The organism is Pseudomonas sp. TUM25319 (genome assembly GCF_056388475.1).
This window is the reverse complement of sequence record NZ_CM150751.1, coordinates 2,193,443-2,217,451: the sequence shown is the minus strand read 5'-3', so window position 1 is coordinate 2,217,451 and position 24,009 is coordinate 2,193,443. Positions and strand designations below refer to the sequence as shown.

Below are 24,009 nucleotides of genomic sequence, written 5' to 3'. Positions count from 1 at the left end.
GGCCACTCCCTGGCCCGTTTCGCGGCGCTGCGGCGCCTCAGCCGATCAGGCTTTTCCAGTCGAAAACGGCACGGGCCGGCGCCAGGCTGCGCGCATGGGCAGCGCTCTGCCACAGGCCGGCCCACTTCTGCCGCAGTGCCGCCAGCGCGACAGCATCTTCCGGCAATCGGCCCGGGTGGACGACCTGGACCTGCGGCGTCCACACGGTCAGCAGGCCCGCATCGGCGACTTTCAGGCACAGGTCGACATCGGCGTAGTGACTGGCGAAGTCGCCTTCATCCAGGCCGCCCAAGGCCCGGAATACCTCGGTACGCACCATCAGGCAGGCACCCGACACCGCCGGGTAGTTCTGCTCCACGCCCGCCTGGCCCAGATAGCCGGTTTCTTCCCTGGCCAGGCCGACATGGGCAGCCACCACACGACCGTCGTCGGCGAGCATCAGACCGCCCTGGGTGACCTTGCCGGCCGCGTCCACCAGTTTGGCGCCGACCACGCCGACTTCCGGACGCTGCGCCTGATTGAGGAAGGCTTCCAGCCAGTTGGCGTTGACCAGTTCGGCATCGTCCGCCAGCAGCACCAGGTACTCACCGGTAGCCTCGGCGCTGGCAGCATTGACCAGCGCGGCCGGGCTGAGGCGCTGCGGGCTCTGCAGCACGCGCACGCGGCCACCCAGTTGCTGCAGTTGCTCCAGCCATTGCAGGTGCTGCGGCGACTGGCTGGCGTTGTCGGCGACCAGCACTTCGTAGCGCAGGTAGCGGGTCCGTTGCAGCACGCTTTCCAGACAGCGTTGCAGGGTCTCGTGGTTGTCTTCGCTGCGCAGGATGATCGACACCTGCGGCCGCTCCATATGCCGGTAATCGACCCGCAGGGCACCGGGCTGCGCCGAGATGACCTGGGCCTTGTAGCCGCGCGCGGACAAATGCCGGGCCAGCGCCTGGCGGGCATGCTCGTTGTGCTTGAGCTCGGGAGCGCGGGCAATCAGCAGCGGCTCGTCGAGGTGAGCCAGGCCACTCAATCCGCCCTGCTCGATCAGGCGCAGCAGCAGTTCGTATTCCAGCGCGTCGCTGAAATCGGCACGATAGCCACCCGCCTCGACCAACACCTCACGGCGTACCAGCCAGTGCCGCGCCATCATGACCGGCAGGCTTTGCAGCAGGTCGAGGTTGACCCCGGGGCGCAATACTTCGCGCCAGGCGCCGCCAGACAGTTGCTGGATCTCGTCCACCGCCACGGCACGGATGTCCGGGGCGTCCATCAACTCCAACCCCGCACGCAGCAGGCCGGCACTGGTGAACTCATCGCCGGCCTCGGCCAGCATCAGCCACTCGCACGAGGTCTGCCGGGCGATCTGGTTGATCTTGTCGATGTAATCGTCCTTGGTCACCCGGACGAAGTGCAGGGTGTTGTGCAGCGAGGTCATCGCCGGCAGCGGGCCGGCGGTGAAGACCACGATACGGAACGACCGGCTGACGCCGCCCAGCAGGCTGTCGAAGGTGGCCTGGAGCCGGGCTTCGTCATGCTCGAGGTTGAGCAGCAGGATGCCGATCTGTGGCCCGCCCTGATGCTGCTTGAGGTGTTCGGTAACCGCCTCGCGGCTAGACGCGTCGGGGTGGCGCGCCTCCAGCCAGTCGAGCAGGCGGCCGGACGGCTGGTCAGCGAGCAGACTGCGGCCGCCATCACGGGTCACGGCCTCCAGGCGAACGGCCCATTCGCGGAGCTTGCCGGCTGCCTCGCTTTCACCGTCGTCGGCGAGCAACTGCTCCAGGCGCCTGACCACGTCGAGGTTGTACGGATTGGCGGCCAGCGCCTCGCGGGCACGGGCAATCTGGCTGAAGGCGTTGTCGTCGGCACGTACCGCCAGCAGGCGCTCCTGGCGCAGCCAGACCGACTCCAGTTGTTCACGCTGCACGCGCCCGGCCGGCATGGCGTGGAGCAGGAATTCGATCGCGGTCAGTTGATCGAAGAACGCCTTGTTGTAGAACGGCAACTCGACGTACTGGGTCGGCAGGAACTTGCGCTTCGGCTCGTCCCCCAGGCCTTCGATGACCGACGAGAAGATCGGTTCGATGATCAGCGAGCGGCCGCCCGCCAGGCCTTCGTACATCTGGGCGAAGCTCTGGTGGGCGAAGGCCTGCAGGTCTTCGCGCTCACCCTTGAGGGGGGTGTCCAGGCTCGCCAGGACGCCGGCGAACTCCTCGCGGCTGGCCACCGAGACCGGATCCGGCAACGCCAGGGCGTAGGTCACCTCGGTGTTGTGCTCGGAAGCGCCGTAGTTGGCCTCGCGCACCGCGTAGGGAATTGGCAGCATGCGCGCCTTGGCGCTGGCCAGCAGGAAGTAGGTGTGGCTGACTTCCAGCCACTCGAAACGCAGGTTCTTCGGAATCTGTGCAGCCCAGTCGCGCAGCAGCGGGGTGCGGGTCACGGCATAGAACGGCGGAATGAACGCGTACAGGTAGTCCATCACGCGCTGGCGCGGATCTTCGCTGGCGAAGTCTTCCTGGCCGATCTTCTTGTCGCGGCGGTAGTAGTTGATGTGCCCGGACTCGGCCAGGTACATCATGCTGTAGCCCTGGCAAATGCCGTAGTCGGGGTTGGCCTCGAGGAAGTCCAGCGATTCGGCGATGGCCTCCGGCAGGATGAAATCGTCATCCGCCACCAGTGCCATGTACGGCGTCTTCACCAGGTCCAGGCCGTGCTTGATCTTGGCCTGGAAGCCCATGTAGTCGTACTGCGGCAGATGCCGGTAATCCACATGCGGGAAACGGCTGGCGATGTCGGTCGCGGGCTCGGGGGACGAGTCCAGCACCAGCAGGGTGCCCGGGAAGTCCTTGTAGTACTGCAAGGCACGACTCAGGAAGGCCGGACGCTTGTGGGTCAACATGACGAGGGTGAAGTGCTCGCGCAGGGCGGTGCTTTGCATATCTGTACCTGACAGGGAAATCGGCGGTGTTCTCGAGGGCCTCATCGCTGGCAAGCGGCACGCCGCCAGGCCAGCGCCCACGAGGTGGTAGGTTTCAGCGGATCCGGCGCAGGTAGCCGTCCGGTGCCACGCTGAGCAGCAGTTTGTCCTGCATCTGCTGGTCGATCTCGAAATCGCTGTTTTCCTTGAGGTATTCCCACACCGCGGTCTTCGGGTTGTCGCCTGGGCCCCACGGGCGGTCGGGGAAGAACTCGGCCGGCATGTCCTCGACCACGGTGTCCATCACCACGCAGTAGCTGTCCACTGCCAGCAGCGGCGCATAGGCGCGCAGTTCGGCAAGGACGTGGTCGTGGGTGTGGTTGGAGTCCAGCACCAGGATGACTTTCTTGCCTTCGGCGATGGCCCGCACCTGGGCGATGGTCGCCTCGTCGATGCTGGAGCCTTCGATCATGGAAATGCGCTTGCTCATCGGGTGCGACTCGATGGCCTCGCGGTTGTGCGGGCGGATGTCGCGGTCGATGCCCAGCACTTCACCGTGGCCCTGCAGTTCCAGCAGCGAGGCGTAGTAGATGATCGAACCACCGTGGGCGATGCCACACTCGACGATCAGGTCCGGCTTGACCCGCCAGATGATCTCCTGCATCGCCAGCATGTCCTGGGGCAACTGGATGATCGGCCGGCCCATCCACGAGAAGTGGTAGCTGTACTTGTGCTTCGCCGACTCGTTGAAGAAGTCCCGGGCCAGGCCCTTGAGGTTCTCGTCCCGGCCCTGGGCGGCGATTTCGGCCTGGCACTCGGCTTCGAAGGCTTTGATAACGTCGGTCATGGTGCGATCTCTTGGATAGTCATTGAAATGCGGCGCTGTCGACGGCGTGGTAGACGAACCGGTCGGCGGTCATGCGGCGGATTTCTTCGAGGTAGTTGGAATTCATCACGAACAGGTTGGCACCACCGGGCAGTGCGGCCATCGCCTCTTGCGGCGATGACACCCGCGCGCCGCTCAGGGGCAGGTAACGGCCCTGCTTGGCCGGGTTGATATCGACCACCTGGTCGACCGACACCCCGGCACGCTGGAGAAACAGCGAATAGATCACGCCCTTGGACGAAGCGCCCCAGATGGCCGAGCCGCGCCCGATATCGCGGCGCACGATCTCGACGGCCCGTTCGAGGCTGGCGCTGAAGTCGTCCGGCAACTGCAGCGGCTCGATGGCGCAGCCCTCGAGGCTGCGCAGGCTGGCAAGGTCGGCAACGATATACAGGTACTGCCCGCCGAACAGGCGCCCGGCTTCCAGCACGCGGCCGAAGGCACGCTCCAGGTCGGCAAGGCGGAAGTAATTGACGTGCTCGTAGAACAGGTCGAACCAGGCCTTGTGCTCGATGATCCAGTCCAGGCATGGCACTTCGATGTAGATCAGGCCGCTGCCGCCATTGGCCTTGGCGATCTCGCCAAGGAAGCTCATCGGATCGGCGATGTGCTCCAGCACATGGCGCAGGACGATGGCCTCGGCGCGCAGGTCCAGCTCGGCGGTGAACGGTGCCTTGATCACGTCCGGGTTGTTGCCTTCGTAGGCCGGATCGATACCGGTGACGGCGTAGCCGCGCTCGCGCAGCAGTTCCAGGAAATAGCCTTTGCCACAACCCACTTCGATCAGGCTGCGCCCGCCAAAATGCCTCGCCACGACGGCCTCGACATCATTCAGATGGCGCTGGAACTGCCCGGAGTGGGCCTGCTCGTTCTGGTAGTCGCTGTCGTAGCTGAGCTTGTCGGCATCGAAGGCATCGTTGAACACCAGGCCGGTGCGGGCATCCTGCACCAGCAGCATGTCGGCCGAGGCACTGGCGCGGGCACTGGCAGCGTCGGCGAAGGTGCGGTTCTGCAGCACCGGCAAACCGGTGGCGCGATACAACTCATGCTTCATGTTCTGCTCCCAGCAGGTCATGCAGGCGGCGGGCATCACCCCAGAACGCCATCGGCTCGTGGGTCGGATAAGGGTAATGACCGAGGTTCAGGGCAATGTGCGAGCCACGGGCGGCACAGTGGCGTTCCACCAGTTTGCGTACCGACACCGGCTGGCCGCTGCACAGGTTGACCACACCGCTGAAGTCGCGACGCTGCAACAGCGCAGCGAGGTGCGCGGCGACGGTTTCGACAGGCAGAAAGTCCCGCAGTTGCTCACCGCCCGACATGTCGAAACGCCCGACGCCACTGTCGATGGCGCGATCCAGGGCCGCCAGCAGGCTGTTGGGGTTCTGCCCCTCGCCGTACAGATAGAACAGCCGTGCCCATTGCAAGGTGAATGGCTGCTGCTGGCGCAAGGTTTCCAGGAACAGGCGCAGGCTGTGCTTGGCCAGGCCATAAGCCGTGGCGGGATGGCAGCCGTCGGTCTCGCGCAGTGGTCCGCTCTGCAGGCCGTATTCGAAGCAGGTCCCGGTGACCTGCACCTGCGCGACGCCGCTCGCCACCACACGCTTGATGAAGCCGTAGTCGGCCATCAGGTTGTGCTCGAGGTGGAACAGGCCCTGGTAATTGGGCAACCCGGGCCAGGCCAGGTGCACTAGTGCGTCGATGCCATCGCACAGGGCGGCGACATCGGTGTGCGGATCGTGGATATCAGCCGCGACGAACTCGACAGCGTCGAACCACGGCAAGGCTTGCGCCGGTTCTTCGCGGCGCGCCACCGCCCGCACCTGGCAGCCACGCGCCAGCAGCGCCGCGGCCAGGTGCCGGCCGACGAAACCGGTAGCGCCGGTGAGCAGTACCTTGAGGCCGGTCACAGGACGGTCAGCTCCGGCACGGCGATGACGAAGCGACCGCCCCATTCACGCACCAGCGCCTGTTGTTCACTGACTTCCTTGAGCAGGTTCCACGGCAGCACCAGTACGTAGTCCGGCTGCTCGATGGCCAGACGCTCCGGCGCCACCACCGGAATCCGACTGCCCGGCAGGAACTTGCCCTGCTTGTGAGGATTGGCGTCAGCCACCCAGGCCAGCAGGTCGGCACGCACCCCGGCGTAGTTGAGCAGCGTGTTGCCCTTGGCGGCAGCGCCGTAGCCCACCACGCGCTTGCCCTCGGCACGGGCCTGCAGCAGGAAGCGCAGCAACTGGTGCTTGATCCTTTCGGCGGCCGGGGCCAGGGTCGAATAGAAGTCGGCGCTGGTCACGCCCACCTTGTCCTCGATGCGCAGCAGGTTTTCCACCGTCGGCAGGATCGCCTGCGGGCCACCGGCACGCTGCACGAACACCCGCAGCGAGCCACCATGGGTCGGCAGTTCCTGGACATCGAAGATCGCCAGGCCATTGCGTTCGCACAAGGTCCGGACCACCGTCAGCGACAGGTAGGAATAGTGCTCGTGGTACAGGGTGTCGAACTGGTGCTCGGCCATCAGGCTAAGCAGATGCGGGAACTCGAAGGTGGCCACGCCCGACGGTTTGAGCAGGGTGGCGAAGCCGCGCAGGAAGTCGTTGATATCGGGGACATGGGCCAGGACATTGTTGGCGGCCATCAGGTCGGCAGACCAACCCTCCTCCACCAGTTGCCGGGCGCTGTGCTCACCGAAGAACACTTCGCGGATCTCCAGGCCTTTTTCCCGCGCCGCCTGGGCGGTACTGCGCGTGGGCTCGACGCCCAGGCAGGGAATGCCACGGGCGGCGACGTACTGCAGCAGGTAGCCGTCGTTGGCAGCGATCTCGACCACCCGGCTGGTGCTGTCCAGGCCGAAACGCGCAGCCATGTCTTCGACGTAATGGCGGGCGTGGGCCAGCCAGGAACTGGAATACGAGCTGAAATAGGCGTAGTCGGCATCGAACAGCGCATCGGCGCGGGTGTAGTCCTCGGTCTGCACCAGCCAGCACTGCTGGCAGACACCGACCTTGAGCGGCACCCAGGCTTCGGCCTGGGCCAGTTGTTCCGCGCGCAGGTAGGCGTTGGAAGGCGGCGCGGTGCCCAGGTCGATCAGCGGCAGGCTCAACGCTGCGCCACAGCCACGGCAGTTCATGGATGCACTCCGGTGAAATGATGATCCAGCCAGGGATGAGTGGCGTCCCTGGCCGACAGATTCTTGACAGGTAGCGGCCAGTCGATCGCCAGGCGCGGGTCGTGGACCGACAGCCCACCCTCGCGGCCCGGCGCGTAGTCGGCGCTGTGCAGGTACAGCAGCTCGGCTTCGTAGCTCAACACCTGGAAACCATGGGCAAAGCCGGCCGGGATCAGCAGGCTGCGGCCGTCGCCGGCGCACAGCCGTTCGGCATGCCAGTGCAAGAAGGTCGGCGAGCCGCTGCGCAGGTCCACTGCCACGTCCCAGACCTCGCCGCGCAGGCAGGTGATCAGCTTGGCTTCCGGAGTCTCGCCCTGCTGGTAATGCAGGCCGCGCACGGAGCCCGCGCCGAGGGTGCGGGAGTGGTTGATCTGGCGCACATGGAACGGCGTTCCCAGTTCGCTCAGGCCACCTTCGCAGAACAATCGGGCGAACTGGCCACGGGCATCGCCATGGCGCTTGTGCTGCACGCTGAACAGCCCGGCCAGCGGCAGCGATTGCAACAGCAGATCGCTCACGACAGCTCCGCGTACAGGTTCAGTTGGTCAAGGGTGACGGCGCGCAGATCGTCGCCGCGCTTCCATGCCAGGTGCCATTGCAGGGTGTGCTCCAGGCACTCGCGCAACGACCAGCGGGTGCGCCAGCCCAACAGTTGGCGGGCGCGACCGCTGTCCAGGCGCAGCACACCGGCCTCATGCAGTTCGCTGGCCTCGACCCGCACGCCAGGTGCGTCGGACCACTGCCGGGCCAGGTGAGTCACCACATCGCCGACGCTGCACATGTCGCCTTCGTTCGGCCCGAAGTTCCAGGCGCCGGCGAATTCCGGGCCCTGGGTATAGAGCCGATGCGCCAGCAACAGATAGCCCGCCAGTGGCTCCAGCGCATGCTGCCAGGGCCGGATGGCCTGCGGATAACGCAGGGTCACCGGCTCGCCTGCGGACCAGGCCTTGAGCACATCGGGAATCAGCCGCTCGGCAGCGAAGTCGCCACCGCCCAGCACGTTGCCGGCCCGCGCGGTGGCCAGCGCAAGACCGTGATCCGCGTGACCTGCGGGCGGGAAGAAGGATGCCGTGTAGGACTGAGCCAGCAGTTCACAGCACGCCTTGCTGCTGCTGTAGGGATCATGGCCGCCCAAGGCTTCGTTCTCGCGGTAGGGCCACGGCCATTCCTGGTTGGCGTAGACCTTGTCGGTAGTGACCAGCACCACCGAACGCACCCCGCCGACCTGGCGGATCGCTTCCAGCAGGTTGAGCGTGCCGATGACGTTGCTGGAGTAGGTGCCCAGCGGATCGCGATAGGCTTCGCGCACCAGCGGTTGCGCGGCCAGGTGCAGGACGATTTCCGGCTGGGCGTCAGCTACCACTTCGAGCAGGGCACCGAGGTCGCGCAGATCGCCACGCACATCCTTGATGTCACTGCCGACACGGGCCAGTTCGAACAGGCTCGGCTCGGTGGACGGGTCAAGGGCGAACCCGGTGACCTCGGCCCCCAGCTCACGCAGCCACAGCGCCAGCCAGCTGCCCTTGAAACCGGTGTGGCCGGTCAGCAGGACGCGCTTGCCTTCCCAGAATTCGCGATTCAGGCCCACTGTTTCCATGGGGCCTCCCCGCTCTGCCACAGGTGTTCCAGATGATTCTTGTCACGCAGGGTGTCCATCGGATGCCAGAAGCCGTCGTGCTGGAAGGCTTGCAACTGGTCCTCGGCCGCGAGGCGCGCAAGGGGCTCGGACTCCCAGGAAGTCTGGTCGTCGCTGATGTAGGGCAACACCTTGGGCGACAGCACGAAGAAACCACCATTGATCCAGCCGCCGTCTCCACGGGGCTTTTCGATGAACCCGCTGACCTTGTCGCCCTCGCGTTGCAGGGCACCGTAGCGCCCGGGCGGTTGCACAGCAGTGACGGTAGCGAGTTTGCCATGGCGCAGATGGAAGTCCACCAGCGCGCCGATGTTCAGGTCGGATACGCCGTCGCCATAGGTAAAGCAGAATGCCTGCTCGTCCTCCAGGTAACGGGACGCACGGCGCAGGCGGCCGCCGGTCATGGTTTCCTCGCCGGTATCGACCAGGGTGACCCGCCAGGGCTCGCTGTAGTTCTGGTGGACGTCCATGCGGTTGTTGCGCATGTCGAAGGTGACGTCGGAGGTATGCAGGAAGTAGTTGGCGAAGAAGTCCTTGATCGCGTAGCCCTTGTAGCCGAGGCAGATCACGAAGTCGTGGATACCGTGAGCCGAGTATTGCTTCATGATGTGCCAGAGAATTGGCTTCCCGCCGATCTCGATCATCGGCTTGGGCTTGAGGTGCGACTCTTCGCTGATGCGCGTGCCCAGTCCACCGGCCAGAATTACCGCCTTCATGTCATCCCCTCTTGTTCGTCACCGGCCCGGCGCACGCGCCAGGCCGCCCTGATCCATCCCGCACGCCGGAGCAGTGCGGGATTTATGGCGATATGAGGGGTACTTGCAGGAAACGCGCCAGCTCCGGCCCGGCGTGACGGCGTCAGCCCGGCATCCAGCCGTCGTACCAGACCTGCACGTGCTCGGGCCGCAGCACAAAGTTGCGCATGACTTCGTCGTGCAACTGGTCGCCCATGCGGTAGCTGGCGTCCGGATCGGCCAGGTGCATGCGGATGGCCTCCAGCCATTCCTCGGTGGAGTTCGTCTTGACTCGCGTGCAAGGCAGGTAGCCGCGGTAGGCGGCAGTGTCGGTGACGATCACCGGATAACCGCAAGCGCCGTACTCCAGCAGGCGCAGGTTGCTCTTGCAGTCGTTGAAGATATGGAACTCCAGCGGTGCCAGTGCCAGGTCGAGGTTGAGGCTGGAGAGCTTCGCCGGGTATGCGGCCAGGCCCACCGGCGGGTGGAATTCATGGACGTAGGGACGCAGGTCCGGCGGGCACATGCCGAAGAACACCCACTCAACGTCGTTGGCCAGGGTCTTGATGACTTCGGCGATGACTTCCAGGTCGCCGGTATGGCTGGTACCGCCGCCCCAACCCACCCGTGGCTTGCTGGAGGTCCGGCGCTGGGCGCGGCGACCGACCCACAGCTCTTCGGCGAGCATGTTGGGCAGCACACGGATGTCGTGATGGGTGTCGCTCAGGGCATCGGCCAGCGGCTCGGTGGACACCACCAGGCGGTCGCAACGGGCGATGCCGCGACGCAGCGAACCTTCGAGGTCGCGCGGGGTGTGCTTCAGGTGGCCGTTCTTCTTCGGCACCTTGATCACGTAGTCATCCAGCTCATAGATGACGAAACCCTTGGAGTAGGTTTTCAGCCGCTCGATTTCCTTGATGAACCCTTCGGTGTAGCGCCCCTGCAGAATCGCCACGTCGGGGGAGCTGCGCTCCAGTTCGACGTTGGTGGGGATCTCGAAGTACTGCTGCTGGGTCACCCAGCCCGCCGCTTCGAGTTCGGTCAGCGGCTTGATGACCCGGTAGTGGCCGACCGCAGTCTTGTTCATCGGCAGGGCCAGTACATGGGGCAGCGAGCGACCGAGGAAAGGCTGCCAGCCGTCCTTGAGGCCGGGGTCGAGGCGGAAGGCGGGCCCTTTGAGGGTCAGGTTGATGTTGTAGGCCGGGTCACGGGCAATGACCGGCATCCAGGTGCGCTGGAAGGTCTCGTGCTGCTCGGCCAGGACCACCTGGCGCTCGGCCTGCTCCTGCGGATCCGGTGCGGGGCCTGGCGGGGTATCCAGCACCAGCCTTGCCCTCGGCGTCCAGACACTGAGGTAGCCGGCCTGACGCATGCGCAGGCCCAGATCGACATCGCTGAATGCGGCGCTGAACGCCTGGTCGTCGAGGCCGCCCAGGTCGAGGAACAGCTGCTTGCGCACCAGCACGCAGTCGGTGCCCAGCGCCGAGTAATTCTGCGCCACCTGCAAGCGCTGCATGTAACCACCGGCCTGGACCATTTCACCCACGAACGGCGAGTACACCGCACCGCGCAAGCCCAGCAGGCCACCGGCGTTGATCACCAGCCCTTGCGCATCGCACAGTTCGGCACCCGCCATGCCCACTTCAGGGCGCAGGCCGTGGCCGACCAGGACATCCAGCCAGTCGCCATCGGTCACCACGGCAAACGGGTTGAGCATCAGCACGAAGTCGCCGCGGGCCTGCTGCGCGGCCAGGTTCTGCTGGGTGGCGAAAGACGTCTTCTCGCCCAGCGTCAGCACCCGCAGGCGCTCGCCGCCCATCTGCGACATGGCGGCCAGCCAGACGCGGGACGCCTCGTGTTCGCTGGCGTTATCCACCACCAGCACTTCGTAGTTCGGATACGCCGTTTTGCCCAGCACACTTTCCAGGCAACGCTCCAGCGCTGCCACCTGGTCGCGGAAGCTGATCACCACCGTCACCAGCGGCTGCGCGGCGTGCAGATAGCGAATCTGGTTGATCGCACTGCCTGCTTCGTTTTCGAGACGGTAGTCCATGCCCAGCCGCTGCAGGTGCGCCTGGAGCAGCAGCGGGTTTTCCGCCACCACCGCTGCCGAGGACAGCCAGGCGGCATAACCGAACGCCGACTCCACCAGCACTTCCGGAATGTGCTCGACCGCTTGCGGCCCGTGGCTCTCGACCATCCGCCAGAGCAGATCATGGGGTGCCAGCTCGCGGTAACCCGAAGCGAAACCGCCGGCAGCCAGGCAGTGCGAGCGGGAAAAGGCCAGCACACGCCCGGTGAAGGGATAGGCCCGTTGCAGGTCGAGGTTGAAGTCGGGCTTGAACACCGGGTCCAGTGACTCACCGTCACGAATCCCGCCCTCGTCGCCGTAGCAACAGGCCATCTGCGGCAGGTTTACGGCACGCTCGGCCATCAGCATCAGGCTGAATTCGCTGAGGCGGTCGCCCGCACGCAACAGACAGAACCAGTCCACCCCTTCCAGCTCAGGCAACAGCTCGTTGAGCTGCTGGGCCCAGCTCGCCTGCAACGGGCGCTGGATCAAGCTTTCGTCGAGACTGGAAGACAGGCGCCCGCTGGACAGCAACAGGGTGCTGGCTGCGCCATAGCATTGCCGGTTGATACTCTCGAGCGTGCGCTGTACCGCCTGGCCATCGCCGTCGCTATCAATCACCACCACGCTGATGCGTGGGCGCCACGCCCAGTGCTCGCTCAAGCGCATCAATCTGCGCAGCACCAGCGGGTCCTGACGGCAACCCAGCCACTGGGCATAGAGGTCGGCGAACGTATCGCTGTCGTGGCCGACCTGCGACTCCTGGATCGCCTGCAAGGCACGCAGCACATGCACCAGGAACAGGTTCTCCCATTCCCGCGGCACCGCATGACCGTCCACCGGCAACACATGAATGCGCACCCAGCCGGAAAAACTTTCCGTGGCCGGCGGTCGTGCGGCGAACATGCCGCGCAACCACTGCATTTCGGTGGTTCGGGCGTTCCCGATATCCGGCTGGCGACGCATCTGGGCGGGATGGACTCGCTCGATGCACTGTACCTGCGCGGTCACCGCCAACTCGCCACGGCGCAGCAGGCAAACGAACAGGGCGAAGTCCAGAAGTGCGATGAAACCTGCCTGCACCAGCGCCGGCAACAGTTCATTGAGATCGCTGGCGCGCATCAGCGTATTGCTGAAACCGCCGATGAAATTCAGTGGATTGCTTTCGAAGAAATCCAGCAAGTCGTTGCCGTGGTAGACCGTATCGCCCCAGGTGAACCAACTGTTTTCCAGACGCTGGGAAAGCGCGAAATCCTCGCCATCGGCCAGGTTGCGACGGCAGGCCACCAGGCTGACATCGGCATTGGCCTGGTACAGGCGCATCTCGCTGCTGATGCAGTCGGCCATCAGTCGGTCGTCGTCGCAGAGGAACTGCACGTACTCGCCCCGGGCCATTTCCAGGCCCGCCAGCAGATTGCCGCCAAAGCCCAGCGGCTGCGGGTTGCGCTGGTAATACAGCGGGCAGCGGGCCAAAGGCTCCAGTTCGTCCACTACCGCCTTGATTTCCTCATCGCGACCTTCATCGCAGACGATGACCTCGAGGTTCTCGTAGTTCTGCGCCAGGGCACTGATCAGCGCCGCACGGAAAAAACGAGGATTGCTGGCGGGAATGACGAGACTGACAAGAGGGGCTGGGTTCACGACGAAGACTCTCGACCGGTGACTGCCCTCGGATGAACATCAGAACAGTCTGGACCGTGGGGGATGGACTGGAACACCCGCCACCCCGAAGGACGAAGTGGCGGGTTTGCGGCGATTACAGGACGTTGAACAGGCTCAACTGGCTGACCCGGCTGAAGGCCATCTGCGAAGCCTCGAGCATGGTTTTCTGCAGGGTCAGACGGGTCATCACCTCGGCCGGATCCGAATCGCGGATCGACGACTGGGTGCTGGCATTGGCGATGCTCAAGCTTTCGTTGGCGGTTTCCTGCAGGTCCAGCGCCTTGCCGCGGGCACCGATGGAGGTGACGGTGTAGGCAATCTGGTTCTGCCCGCTGCTGATGTTGGCGATGGCCGAATCGAGGTCGGCGCGCAACTGCTGCGAGGCCGCTTCGCTGCCGTCGATCGGTTTCTCCAGCGCCTTGCGCAGGTTGCTGACGGTGTCGAGGATGCTCTGGGTCTGGTGCTTGTTGACCTGGACGCTGTACTGGTCGGTGGCACCCGGCGTACCGCTGAAGGTGAACTCGATACCGGCGGCAGTGGCTGTCGGCGGCGTACCGCTCACGGTGCCATTGGCCACGGGGCGGCTGTTGGCCGTCAGCGGCTGGGCATACAGCTCGAAGTCGGTGGCGCTGGTGAACTTGATCACCGCTCCGCCCGTAGGGAACGCCTTGGCGTACTTGTCGGCATCGACCACGCTGGTGGAACTGATCTGGCTGCTGGACGTGTTGCCCGGGCTGCGCGTACCGGTGATGGTGTCCGGCTTGCTTTCGAGGGTGAACGTGTGGCCGGCCACCACCGCATCCGGGTTGGTGTCACCCGTCTGCAGGTTGATGTTCAGCTTCAGGTCGACACCGCGGAAGGTGACCGAGCTGCCGCCGATGGTGCCCGGATCGAAGGTCCCGGAGTTGGTAGCCTCGGTGGTGACATCGTTGCCGGAGGCATCGGTGATCTTGAACTGGGTGCTGCTGAGCAGCGTGACGGTGTAAGGCTCGCCGCTGCGGAACTGGTCGTTGTAGGTCACCGAGCCCGACATCTGGCCGTTGCTCAGGCGTACGCGACCATCGTCCGGACTCGGCGCGGTCAGGGTGGTCTGGGTGCGACTGGTGTTCAGCGCCTGCTGGAAGGTGGCGAAACCGCTGTCGTTGGCAGCCATGGTGAGCATGTCGCCGACCTGCAGTTGCAACTGGCCCTGGTCACCCTGGTAGCTGTAGGTACCATCGGCGTTGCGCACGAACGGCTGGGTCTCGGCGTTGGAGCCGGCGAACAGATACTGGCCATTCTCGTCGCGGGTGTTCATCAGGCTCAGCAACTGCTCTTCCAGCTTGCCCAGCTCGGTGGCGGTCGCCTTGCGCTCGGTATCGGTGAAGGTGGCATTGCCCGCCCCCAGCGCCAGCTCGTTGACCCGCTGCAGAATGGTGTTGATCGAGCCCAGCGCAGTCTCTGCCTGGCTCAGGCTGTTGCGAACGGTGGTGGTGTTGGTGGCGTACTGGTCCAGCATCGAGCTCTGGTGCTCGAGCTGCAGCAGACGGGCCGCACCCACCGGGTCGTCGGCGGCGGTGCGCACGCGGATCAGGTCGCTGGCCTCTTCGCTGGTCTTGACCACGCTGGAGTAGTTGCGCTGATAGTTGGCAGCGCTGGATTCGTAGTACTGGGAAGTCGAGATACGCACGTTCTACGTCTCCTTAGAGGGCGCTGATCAGCGTGTTGAACATGTCCTGCGCCGCTTTGACGATCTGCGACGAGGCGGTGTAGTACTGCTGGTACTTGACTAGGTTGCCGGCTTCTTCATCGAGCTGCACGCCAGACAGCGAGTCGCGGGAGGCCTTGGCCTGGGTCAGGATGGCGGTGGTCGCCGAGCTGTCCATCTGCGCCTGCTTGGTCTTGGCGCCGACGCTCTCCACCAGCTTGCCGTAGGCGTCGGTCAGGCTGACGCCCTTGGTGGCGCTGCCGACGTCGACGGTCTGGGCTTTCTGCAATTCCAGCAGCGACAGGCCGTTGCGGTTGTCCGAAGAGGCCGCACCGGTAAGCGAAACGGTGTACGTGTCGTTCTTCTTGGGCGACCCGGCGACGTCCATCTGGAAGCTGAAGGTCTTCTGTACGTTGTTGCTGTCGAGCACCGGGGCACCGGTGGAATCGACCATCGGCACGTTGATCTGCAGGGTGTTGTTCTGGCCCGGCACGAAGGTGCCGCTGCCGATCGAGTTGCCCTTGGAATCCACGACCGAGTAGGTCTGCGGGGTGAGCGTCTCGTCACCGAACACCAGGCGCACCGGCGTCGAATACTTGATGCCGTTCTGCAACTCGAGGCGCTGGGCCGAATCGGCGATATCCAGGACCGAGGTGAGTACCGGCTGGGTAATCACACCGGTGCCGGTGTTGCTGCTGTTGGACGTAGCCGTGAGCGGCGCAGCCAGGGCCAGGCGCTTGGAGTCGGTCATCACCACGTCAAGGTTGGCGGCGGCGTTGCGGGTCGGGGTGATCTTGAAGCTGTCACCGGCGCTGACCGCCCCGCCATTGAGGTTCAGGCTGAAGCCGTCGATCACCGGCTGCGGATCATCGTTGAGATCGAAGGCGCCCATGCTGGTGTTGTCGGGCAGCTTGCGCACGGTGTAACTGGTAGCGCTGGTGAAGGTCACCTGGTAGTCGCTGGTGCTGAGCAGGCCAGTGTCCTTGATCACCACGTCCAGGTTGCCGGAGCCACTGCTGTTGCCGCTCATGGCAATGCTGCGGCCGGCCATGGCCAGCGCGTTGTTGATATCGCTGAACAGTGCCGCGCCGAACTCACCGTTCTTGTCGATGCCCTGGGCCAGTTGCGAGTTCATCTTGTCGGCCATGACCAGTGCCAGGCGACCGATCTCGTTCTGCGCTGGCACCAGCGTCTCGGAACGATAGCGCAGCAGGCCACCGATCTCGCCACCGGTCAGCGAGTTGGTCACGTCGACAGTGGAATTGTTGTAGCTCAGTTTGATCGACACCTGACTCGGGTCGGTGGTGCTGGTCACTGTGGTGAGGGTGTTCACCGAAGTCCCGAGCACCAGCGACTGGCCGTTGGCCAGGGTGATATCGATGTTGCCGTTGCGCTCGCTGGTCTGCACGCCGACCAGTTCGGACAATTGGCGAATGGTCTCGTCGCGCTGGTCCATCAGGTCATTGGGCTGGCCATTGACGGCGGCGACCTTGGCGATCTGTTCGTTCAGCGCGGCGACCGTCTTGGCCAGGTTGTTGACCTGCTCGGTCATCGACTTGAGGTTGCCGTTGATATTGGCGTTCTGTTCCTTGAACTGCGCCGCAATGGTGTTGAAGCGGTTGGTCAGGGCTTCGGCGTTGGTCAGCAGCAGTTGCCGCGAGGCGTCGTCGTTCGGCTTGCTGGACAGCCCCTGCAGGGAACTGAAGAAATTCTGCAGCGCACCGGTGATGCCTGTGTTGGCGTCGGACAGCAGGCTGTCGACCGAGGTGATCTGGCTCAGGTACGACGCCGCATCGCTGTTGAGCGAGGTACTGGTGCGCAACTGGTTGTCGAGGAAGCTGTTGTAGACCCGGCGCACGTCGGCCAGGGTGGTGCCGGAGCCGATGAACACCTGGCCGTAGCGGATCGAACCATTGGTGGTCTGGATATTCTGCTGGCGCGAATAGCCAGCAACGTCGGCGTTGGCAATGTTGTTACCCGTGGTGTGCAGGCCCGATTGCGCGGCCGTGAGGCCCGACATCCCGATGCTGATCAAACTCGCCATGGTTCAAACCTTATAGTTTCGTCGTTGGACTGATCGCCGCGTAGCTTTCGTACGACTTCATCTGTTTTGCGATCTGCGAGATCTTGCTGGCGTAATCCGGGTCGGTGGCGTACCCGGCCTTTTGCAGCTCTCGCACGAATTGTTCCGGGTTATCGGCCGACTTCACCGCTTCTTGATAGCGGCTGTTGTTCTGCAACAGGCTGACCAGATCGTGGAAGCTGTCCTGGTAGGAATCGTAGGAACGGAAGGCCGCCGTCTCCTTGACGAACTGGCCGTCGCGGAATTCGCTGGTGATCGCCCGCGCCGAATCGCCCTGCCAGTTGCCGGTGGCCTTGATGCCGAACAGGTTGTGACTGCTGCTGCCATCGCTGGCGCGCATGACCGACTTGCCCCAGCCGGTTTCCAGGGCAGCCTGGGCCACCAGGTAACGCGGATCGATACCGATGCGCTTGGCGGCCTGCTCGGCCATCGGCAGCATGGTGCTGATGAACTCGTCGCTGGAGGCGAAGGCCCTTTTCGCGGGCGCCAGCGGCGGCTGGGCCACGGCACGGCTGTAGATCTGCATCGAGTTCGGCGCTGCGAAGCTCTTGGCCGGCTCCCAGTCGCCCTTGATCACCGCGTCGGTGGCAGCGGTGGTGCGTTGTGGCAGCGCTGCGGTATTGGTGGTCGCGGCTGCAGCGTCGGCGGACGGCACGATGCCGGCCAGCAAACGGTCCGTCAGCTTGCCCGGCAGCGCCAGGCGACGGGAATTGAGCGCGGCCACATCGTTGCGGGTGGTCGCGGTCTCCTCGGCATTGCGTACCGGCTCGGCCACCTTGCTCGCCCACAGCGAGCGCTGCTGCACATCCACTCGCGGGAACGGGCTGGTGTTGGGCGTTGCTGCCTTCTGCTTGGACAACTGGCGCATCAGCACGTCCTGCAGGCCGATCCCCCCGCCCTCGCGGGACAGGCTGACGGCCAGTTGCTGGTCGTACATCTGCTGGTACTGCTTGGTGGTCTCGGTATTGAGCGGGTTGTCCTTGGCCAGCACGTCGGTAGCCGAACGCACCGACTTGAGCATTTCGTTGAGAAACAGCGACTCGAATTCCTGGGCGACCTTGCGCAGGTTGCCCTCGCTGTCGCGGTCGCCGACCTTCAGCGAATTGAGGCGATTGAGGTCGGTGTAGGCACCGCTGTCGGTGGTGCCGTAGGTCGTGCTCTTGGGCATGTCCATGGGTACGAGGCCTCAGATCACGATCAGGTCGGCCTGCAACGCGCCGGCCTGCTTCAGGGCTTCGAGGATCGCCATCAGGTCGCTCGGTGCAGCGCCGACCTGGTTGACGGCACGGACAATCTCGTCGAGCGTGGTGCCCGGGCCGAACTTGAACATCGGCTTGGCTTCCTGCTCGGCGTTGACCCGGGAACGCGGCACCACGGCGGTCTGGCCATTGGAGAAGGCGCCGGGCTGGCTGACGATCGGGTCTTCGGTGATGGTCACGGTCAGGCTGCCGTGGGTGACCGCAGCCGGCGATACCTTGACGTTCTGGCCAATGACGATGGTGCCGGTACGCGAGTTGATGATGACCTTGGCCACCGCCTGGCCCGGATCGATCTCGAGGTTCTCCAGGATCGACAGGTAGTCGACCCGCTGCCCCGGATCCAGCGGCGCGGTAACCCGCACCGAGCCGCCATCCACCGCCTGGGCAACACCCGGGCCGAGCAGTTCGTTGACCTTGTCGACGATGCGCTTGGCCGTGGTGAAGTCCGGGCGATTGAGGTTCAGGGTCAGGCTGTTGCCCTGGTTGAAGCCGCTAGGCACGGCGCGTTCCACCGAGGCACCGCCGGGAATACGGCCGGCAGAGGGCACGTTGACGGTGATCTTCGAACCATCACGGCCCTCGGCGTCGAAACCGCCCACCACCAGGTTGCCCTGGGCGATGGCGTAGACGTTGCCGTCAATCCCCTTGAGCGGCGTCATCAGCAGGCTGCCGCCGCGCAGGCTCTTGGAGTTGCCGATGGACGACACGGTGATGTCCACCACCTGCCCCGGCTTGGCGAACGGTGGCAGATCGGCATGCACCGACACCGCAGCGACGTTTTTCAATTGCACGTTGCCGGAACCCGCCGGCACCTTGATGCCGAACTGCGAGAGCATGTTGTTGAAGGTCTGCAGGGTGAACGGGGTCTGGGTGGTCTGGTCACCCGTACCGTTCAGCCCCACCACCAGGCCATAGCCGATCAACTGGTTGGAGCGCACGCCGGAAATGCTGGCGATATCCTTCAGGCGCTCGGCATGGGCGCCGAAGGCGGCACCGAGCAGAAGGGTCGCGGCAAGCAGTTGCTTGAAGTTGAACATGGGCATCCGGACCTAGAACGGGAAGAGCGGGCTGAGGAAGAAACGGTCGAACCAGCCCGGCTGACTGGCGTCGGCGAAGGACCCTGTACCCGAGTAGGTGATGCGTGCATCGGCAACCCGGGTCGAGGACACGGTGTTGTCGGTGGCGATATCGTCGGCGCGAACCATGCCGGCGATGCGCACCAGCTCGTCGCCGGTGTTCAGCGTCATCCATTTTTCGCCACGCACGGCAATGATGCCGTTGGGCAGCACATCGGCCACGGTCACGGTGATCGAGCCGGTCAGGGTATTGCCCTGGGCCGCCTTGCTGTCGCCTTTGGTGGCACGGTCGCCGCTGTAGCCGGCGCTCAGGCTCAGGTCGTTGCTGCCGATCGGGTTGTTGGTGGTCAGGCTCGACCCGAACAGCGAGGTCAGGCCCAGCTCGGCATTGCTGTTCTTGGCGATCTGCGAGTTGGCGTTCTTGCTGGCCTGGGTTCGCTCGTTGAGGGTGATGGTGATGATGTCACCGACCCTGAACGCCTTGCGGTCGCTGTACAGGTTCTGCTCGAAGCCGGCCTGGTAGATCGAACCATTGTTGGCCGCCGCCGGCAGGGGCGTGCGCGGCAACACCGGCGCGTAGTACGGATCGTTGGGCTTGGGCGTCGGACCGACGCAACCTGCCAGCAATACCACCCCCCCCAGGGCGAAAACGGACAACAAACGGCTCATGACTCTGACCTCACGGTGTAGCGGATGACGTGACCTGGGCGACTTCAATTACAGGTTCTGGGTAACGTACTGGAGCATGCTGTCGGCGGTGGAAATCACCTTGGAGTTCATCTCGTAGGCACGCTGGGTGGTGATCATGTTGACCAGCTCTTCCACGGTGCTGACGTTGGAGTTTTCCAGGGTCTGCTGCAGGGTGGTGCCGAAGCCGTTCAGGCCTGGGGTACCGATCTGTGGCGCACCGCTGGCAGCGGTTTCCAGGAACAGGTTGCCACCCATGGACTGCAGGCCGGCCGGGTTGATGAAGTCGGCGGTCTGGATGTTGCCGATGATCTGCGCGGCAGGGTTGCCGGCGGTGGTGATCGACACGGTACCGTCCTGGCCGACGGTGAAGGTCTGGGCATCCGGCGGAACGACGATGGCCGGCTCTAGGGCGAAACCGTTGGCGGTGACGACCTGGCCGTCGGAGTTCAGGTGGAAGGTACCGTCACGGGTGTAGGAAACGGTGCCGTCCGGTTGCAGGACCTGGAAGAAACCACGACCGTTGACCGCGAGGTCCAGCGGGTTCTCGGTGGTCTGCAGGCTGCCGGTCATGAAGTTTTTCTGGGTGCCGACGATGCGCACACCGGTACCGACCTGCAGGCCCGATGGCAGCTCGCTGTCCTGAGTGGACTGGGCACCAGGCTGGCGCTTGACCTGGTAGAGCAGGTCCTGGAATTCGGCGCGATCACGCTTGAAGCCGGTGGTCGAGACGTTGGCCAGGTTGTTGGAAATGACGGTCAGGTTGGTGTCCTGGGCGGACAGACCGGTTTTACTGACCCAAAGAGCCGGAAGCATGCTGTTCTCCTCGTACGCCTGTTTTACGGCGCTACGCCTGTGTAATTAGCTGATTTGCAAAACCCGAGCCATGGCTTCGTCGCCTTCCTTGGCCGTGTTCATCATCTTGACGTGCAGTTCGAACTGCCGGGCCAGCGCCAGGACCGACGTCATCTCTTCCACGGCGTTGACGTTGCTCGCTTCCAGGAAGCCGGACACCACCTGCACGTTGGCATCGGCGTCGGCCGGCTGGCCGCTCTTGGTATGGATCAGGCCGTCGAGGCCCTTGGTCATGTTCTTCAGGTCGGGGTTGACCAGCTTGATGCGGTCCACCTCGGCCATCACCCGCGGGCCTTCGCCCATGGCGCGGATGCTGATGGTGCCGTCCTGGCCGATTTCGACCTTCTGCTCCGGCGGCACGGCGATGGGACCACCGTTGCCCATCACCGGCATGCCGTTGCCGGCGCGCAGCACACCGACACCGTCGATGTTCAGGCTGGCGGTACGCACGTAGGCTTCGCTGCCGTCGGGAGCCTGCACGGCGATGAAGCCGTCACCGCCCACGGCGATATCCAGGTCGCGACCGGTTTCCTGCAGCGCACCGGGGCTGAAATCGGTGGCCGGGCGTTCGGTCATGGCGTAGGCCCGCGCCGGAAAGCTGTCACCGAATACCGGCATCGAGCGCGCCTGCTCCAGGTCACGCTGAAAACCGCTGGTGGAAATGTTCGCCAGGTTGTTGGCGTGGGCCTTCTGGGCCAGCGCGTTCTGGCTGGCGCCGGTCATGGCCACGTATAGCATCTTGTCCACAGTCATCCTCCGCTGCGCTGGCGAACACTTGCCGTTCACCGCTGCTCCGGCACGATGAAGCAATTTTCGAACCAAGTTGCTGACGCCAGAAAAAAGCCCCGTGTTTTCGGGGCTTTGACTGGGCAGAAATCTGCCGGGGCGGAAACGGAAGACAAATTATCGGCGGCGGACTGCCGTCAGCGGCAAGATTCCGCCCCGTCACTCAGGGACGACAACCGGCATTGTTGAAGGGACCGGCGAACTGCCGCCAGCCCTCCCCGGGAGAGTGCTGAGAACAGACCAGCCGCCCGTCCGCCTGGCTTTCCCAGCGGTACCACGGCGCCATCGCCGCCCACGACTGAGCCGCCAGCAGCGCCAGGACAAGCCACAGATATCGCTTCATCGATCACCTCCAGAAACAACGAACCCCCGCCCGGATCGGGAAGGGGCTCGCTCGACACTCAGGGCACCGGATCAACCGGCGCCACCCTCATCAGGTCATCTGGATGATGGTCTGCATGATGGCGCTCTGGGTGGAAATGGTCTTGGCGTTGGCCTGGTAGTTGGACTGCGCCTTGACCAGCTCGACCAGCTCCTGGGTCAGGTTGACGTTGGACTCTTCCAGCGAGTTGGACGAAATGGAACCCAGGGTGCCGGTCTTCGGCGTGTCGATGCCCGGGATGCCGGAGGAATAGGTTTCCTTCCAGCGGGTTCCGCCCTGCTGCTCCAGACCCTGCTCGTTGGCAAAGCTGGCGATGGCCAACTGGCCGATGGCGCGGGACTGCTGGTTGCTGAAGCTGGCGAACAGCACGCCGGTGGAGTCGATGCTCAGGCTCGACAGGATACCGGTGGCATAACCGTCCTGGGACTGGGACAGACGGGCCGTCTCGGTGTTGTAGGAGGTGGTCGAGTTCATGTCCAGGCGAATGCCGGAGGCATTGGCCTCGGAGCCATTCGGCACCCAGGTACCGGTAGTGGAGTTGTACGCCGACGGAATCCAGCCCTTCACGGTGAAGACGTTGTTCACCACCTCGAAGCTGTCATCCGGCGCAACACTGCCGGTCATGGCCTTGACACTACCGTCGGCATTGAAGGTCATGGTACCGGTGAGCGGCACAGTGCTCGCAGGGTTCTGCGGGTTGCGACCGTCGATCAGGGTGTACATGGTCCAGGTGTTCTGGTCGGTCTTGCGATAGTACTGCTCCATGGTGTGTTTATTACCCTGGCTATCGTAGATCTCGGTCGAGAACTTCTTGCTGTAGGTGGTCTCGTCGGTCGGCACGAAGGTCGGGCCAGCCGGTGTAGCGGTCGGCAGCGGAATGCTGTCGGCGGAAGAGTTCAGGTTGATGCCCTGGTCGATCAGACTGGTGGGCTTGGGCGCCAGTGCCGAGGTATCGATCTTCAGGTCGGTCAGGCCAGCCTTGAGGATGGTGCCGTTCTCGTCTGCGGCGTAGCCCTGCAGGCGCAGGCCGTCGGAGGTGACGACGTAGTTGTCCTTGTTGGTCTGGAAGGCGCCGGCACGGGTATAGCTCAGCGAACCGTTGTCGCTGAGGATGAAGTAACCCTGACCCTGGATGGCCATGTCCAGCACGTTGCCGGTGTTGTTCACATCACCCTGGCCGAACTGCTGCGACACTGCCGCCAGACGCACGCCGTTGCCGACGGTCTTGCTGCCGACGCCCAGCTTGCTGGCCGAGTACACGTCCTCGAACTCCGCGCGGGAGGACTTGAAGCCGGTGGTCGCAACGTTGGCGATGTTGTTGCCGGTTACGTCCAGTTGTTTGCTGGCTGCATAGAGACCGCTAAGGCCGATATTGAAAGACATCTTTCCACTCCTGTGCCGCGTTAGCCGGCTCTATATACCGATGGTTTGGACTTTGGACAGCGCGACGCTGCCCAGACCGGCGAGGTTCAACATCATCTCGCCCCCTGTCTGACTGATAGTGACGCTGCTCACCGTTGCCGGCAGCAGGGTATACATTTCCATGGCCTTGCCATCGACGGTGGTGGTGGCCGTGAAGGTGTAGGTATCCGGCGAAACCACTTCGCCCTTCTCGTTCTTGCCGTCCCAGACGAAGGCAGCATTACCGGCCGATTGCGCGCCCAGGTCGAGGGTGCGCACGGCGTTGCCGTCCTTGTCCTTGATGGTCACGGTGACACTGCTCACCGACTGCGGCACCACCACCGAACCGTTCAGGCTCTTGCTGGTATCGACCACTGCCTTGTCGGTCTGGGCGATGACCGAGCGGCCCACCAGCGACGACGCCTGCAGCGCCTGCGACGACTTGTAGTTGCCGGAAATGGCGGTGACCGACTCGTTCAGCGAGGTGATGCCTTCGAGGCTACTGAACTGCGCCAGCTGGGCGACGAACTCGCTGTTGTCCTGCGGATCGAGCGGGTTCTGGTGCTGCATCTGGGTAACCAGCAGTTGCAGGAACGCATCCTTGCCCAGGGTCTGGCCACCGGTGGAGCTGTTGGTGGCAGAGGCGACGCCGGTCTGACTGGTGGTGGTCTTCCCCGACGCCTTGATGACGTCGTTGAGGTTAACCCCTGCGGTTGTATCGTTGACGCTGGCCATT

19 protein-coding genes are annotated in these 24,009 nt (G+C 64.3%); all 19 read right to left on the bottom strand.

Going from position 1 to position 24,009, the window contains the following annotated elements; genetic code table 11:
- Positions 1 to 37: 37 nt before the first annotated feature.
- On the bottom strand, positions 38 to 2,920 hold the full coding sequence (locus AC05QJ_RS10470) for a TIGR00180 family glycosyltransferase (RefSeq protein WP_476746785.1): 2,883 nt from the start codon (positions 2,918 to 2,920) through the stop codon (positions 38 to 40).
- Positions 2,921 to 3,014: 94 nt separating this feature from the next.
- Complete coding sequence (locus AC05QJ_RS10465; RefSeq protein WP_476746784.1) at positions 3,015 to 3,746, bottom strand: cephalosporin hydroxylase family protein; 732 nt, start codon at positions 3,744 to 3,746, stop codon at positions 3,015 to 3,017.
- Between the two features lie 19 nt (positions 3,747 to 3,765).
- Complete coding sequence (locus AC05QJ_RS10460; RefSeq protein ID WP_476746783.1) at positions 3,766 to 4,839, bottom strand: class I SAM-dependent methyltransferase; 1,074 nt, start codon at positions 4,837 to 4,839, stop codon at positions 3,766 to 3,768.
- Complete coding sequence (locus tag AC05QJ_RS10455; RefSeq protein WP_476746782.1) at positions 4,829 to 5,740, bottom strand: NAD-dependent epimerase/dehydratase family protein; 912 nt, start codon at positions 5,738 to 5,740, stop codon at positions 4,829 to 4,831. The genes AC05QJ_RS10460 and AC05QJ_RS10455 overlap by 11 nt, the downstream gene beginning before the upstream one ends.
- Positions 5,692 to 6,915, bottom strand: coding sequence for a methyltransferase domain-containing protein (locus AC05QJ_RS10450; RefSeq protein WP_476746781.1), 1,224 nt, complete (start codon positions 6,913 to 6,915; stop codon positions 5,692 to 5,694). Before AC05QJ_RS10450 ends, AC05QJ_RS10455 begins: the two co-directional genes overlap by 49 nt.
- Positions 6,912 to 7,472 (bottom strand): dTDP-4-dehydrorhamnose 3,5-epimerase family protein, encoded by a 561-nt coding sequence (locus tag AC05QJ_RS10445; RefSeq protein WP_476746780.1) that lies wholly within the window; start codon positions 7,470 to 7,472, stop codon positions 6,912 to 6,914. The genes AC05QJ_RS10450 and AC05QJ_RS10445 overlap by 4 nt, the downstream gene beginning before the upstream one ends.
- Positions 7,469 to 8,551: a CDP-glucose 4,6-dehydratase gene (rfbG, locus tag AC05QJ_RS10440; RefSeq protein WP_476746779.1), complete on the bottom strand. Its 1,083-nt coding sequence runs from the start codon at positions 8,549 to 8,551 to the stop codon at positions 7,469 to 7,471. The genes AC05QJ_RS10445 and rfbG overlap by 4 nt, the downstream gene beginning before the upstream one ends.
- Positions 8,533 to 9,306, bottom strand: a complete 774-nt coding sequence (gene rfbF, locus AC05QJ_RS10435; protein ID WP_476746778.1) for a glucose-1-phosphate cytidylyltransferase — start codon at positions 9,304 to 9,306, stop codon at positions 8,533 to 8,535. Before rfbF ends, rfbG begins: the two co-directional genes overlap by 19 nt.
- 142 nt (positions 9,307 to 9,448) lie before the next feature.
- Positions 9,449 to 13,036 carry a glycosyltransferase gene (locus AC05QJ_RS10430; protein WP_476746777.1) on the bottom strand — a complete coding sequence of 1,196 codons (3,588 nt, stop codon included), beginning with the start codon at positions 13,034 to 13,036 and terminating at the stop codon, positions 9,449 to 9,451.
- A 115-nt stretch (positions 13,037 to 13,151) separates the two neighbouring features.
- On the bottom strand, positions 13,152 to 14,726 hold the full coding sequence (locus AC05QJ_RS10425) for a flagellar hook-associated protein 3 (protein WP_476746776.1): 1,575 nt from the start codon (positions 14,724 to 14,726) through the stop codon (positions 13,152 to 13,154).
- Between the two features lie 13 nt (positions 14,727 to 14,739).
- Positions 14,740 to 16,788 carry a flagellar hook-associated protein FlgK gene (flgK, locus tag AC05QJ_RS10420; protein ID WP_476746775.1) on the bottom strand — a complete coding sequence of 683 codons (2,049 nt, stop codon included), beginning with the start codon at positions 16,786 to 16,788 and terminating at the stop codon, positions 14,740 to 14,742.
- Between the two features lie 10 nt (positions 16,789 to 16,798).
- A complete protein-coding gene (gene flgJ / locus AC05QJ_RS10415; RefSeq protein WP_476746774.1) occupies positions 16,799 to 18,001 on the bottom strand; it encodes a flagellar assembly peptidoglycan hydrolase FlgJ in 1,203 nt (400 codons plus the stop codon).
- 12 nt (positions 18,002 to 18,013) lie between these two features.
- Positions 18,014 to 19,123: a flagellar basal body P-ring protein FlgI gene (locus AC05QJ_RS10410; RefSeq protein ID WP_476746773.1), complete on the bottom strand. Its 1,110-nt coding sequence runs from the start codon at positions 19,121 to 19,123 to the stop codon at positions 18,014 to 18,016.
- A 12-nt stretch (positions 19,124 to 19,135) separates the two neighbouring features.
- Complete coding sequence (gene flgH, locus AC05QJ_RS10405; protein WP_476746772.1) at positions 19,136 to 19,831, bottom strand: flagellar basal body L-ring protein FlgH; 696 nt, start codon at positions 19,829 to 19,831, stop codon at positions 19,136 to 19,138.
- Positions 19,832 to 19,879: 48 nt separating this feature from the next.
- Positions 19,880 to 20,665 (bottom strand): flagellar basal-body rod protein FlgG, encoded by a 786-nt coding sequence (flgG, locus tag AC05QJ_RS10400; protein ID WP_476746771.1) that lies wholly within the window; start codon positions 20,663 to 20,665, stop codon positions 19,880 to 19,882.
- A 45-nt stretch (positions 20,666 to 20,710) separates the two neighbouring features.
- Positions 20,711 to 21,451, bottom strand: coding sequence for a flagellar basal body rod protein FlgF (locus AC05QJ_RS10395; RefSeq protein WP_476746770.1), 741 nt, complete (start codon positions 21,449 to 21,451; stop codon positions 20,711 to 20,713).
- A gap of 202 nt (positions 21,452 to 21,653) precedes the next feature.
- Complete coding sequence (locus tag AC05QJ_RS10390) at positions 21,654 to 21,833, bottom strand: hypothetical protein (RefSeq protein WP_476746769.1); 180 nt, start codon at positions 21,831 to 21,833, stop codon at positions 21,654 to 21,656.
- Between the two features lie 90 nt (positions 21,834 to 21,923).
- On the bottom strand, positions 21,924 to 23,255 hold the full coding sequence (flgE, locus tag AC05QJ_RS10385) for a flagellar hook protein FlgE (protein ID WP_476746768.1): 1,332 nt from the start codon (positions 23,253 to 23,255) through the stop codon (positions 21,924 to 21,926).
- Between the two features lie 30 nt (positions 23,256 to 23,285).
- Positions 23,286 to 24,008 (bottom strand): flagellar hook assembly protein FlgD, encoded by a 723-nt coding sequence (gene flgD, locus AC05QJ_RS10380; protein WP_476746767.1) that lies wholly within the window; start codon positions 24,006 to 24,008, stop codon positions 23,286 to 23,288.
- Position 24,009: the final 1 nt, after the last annotated feature.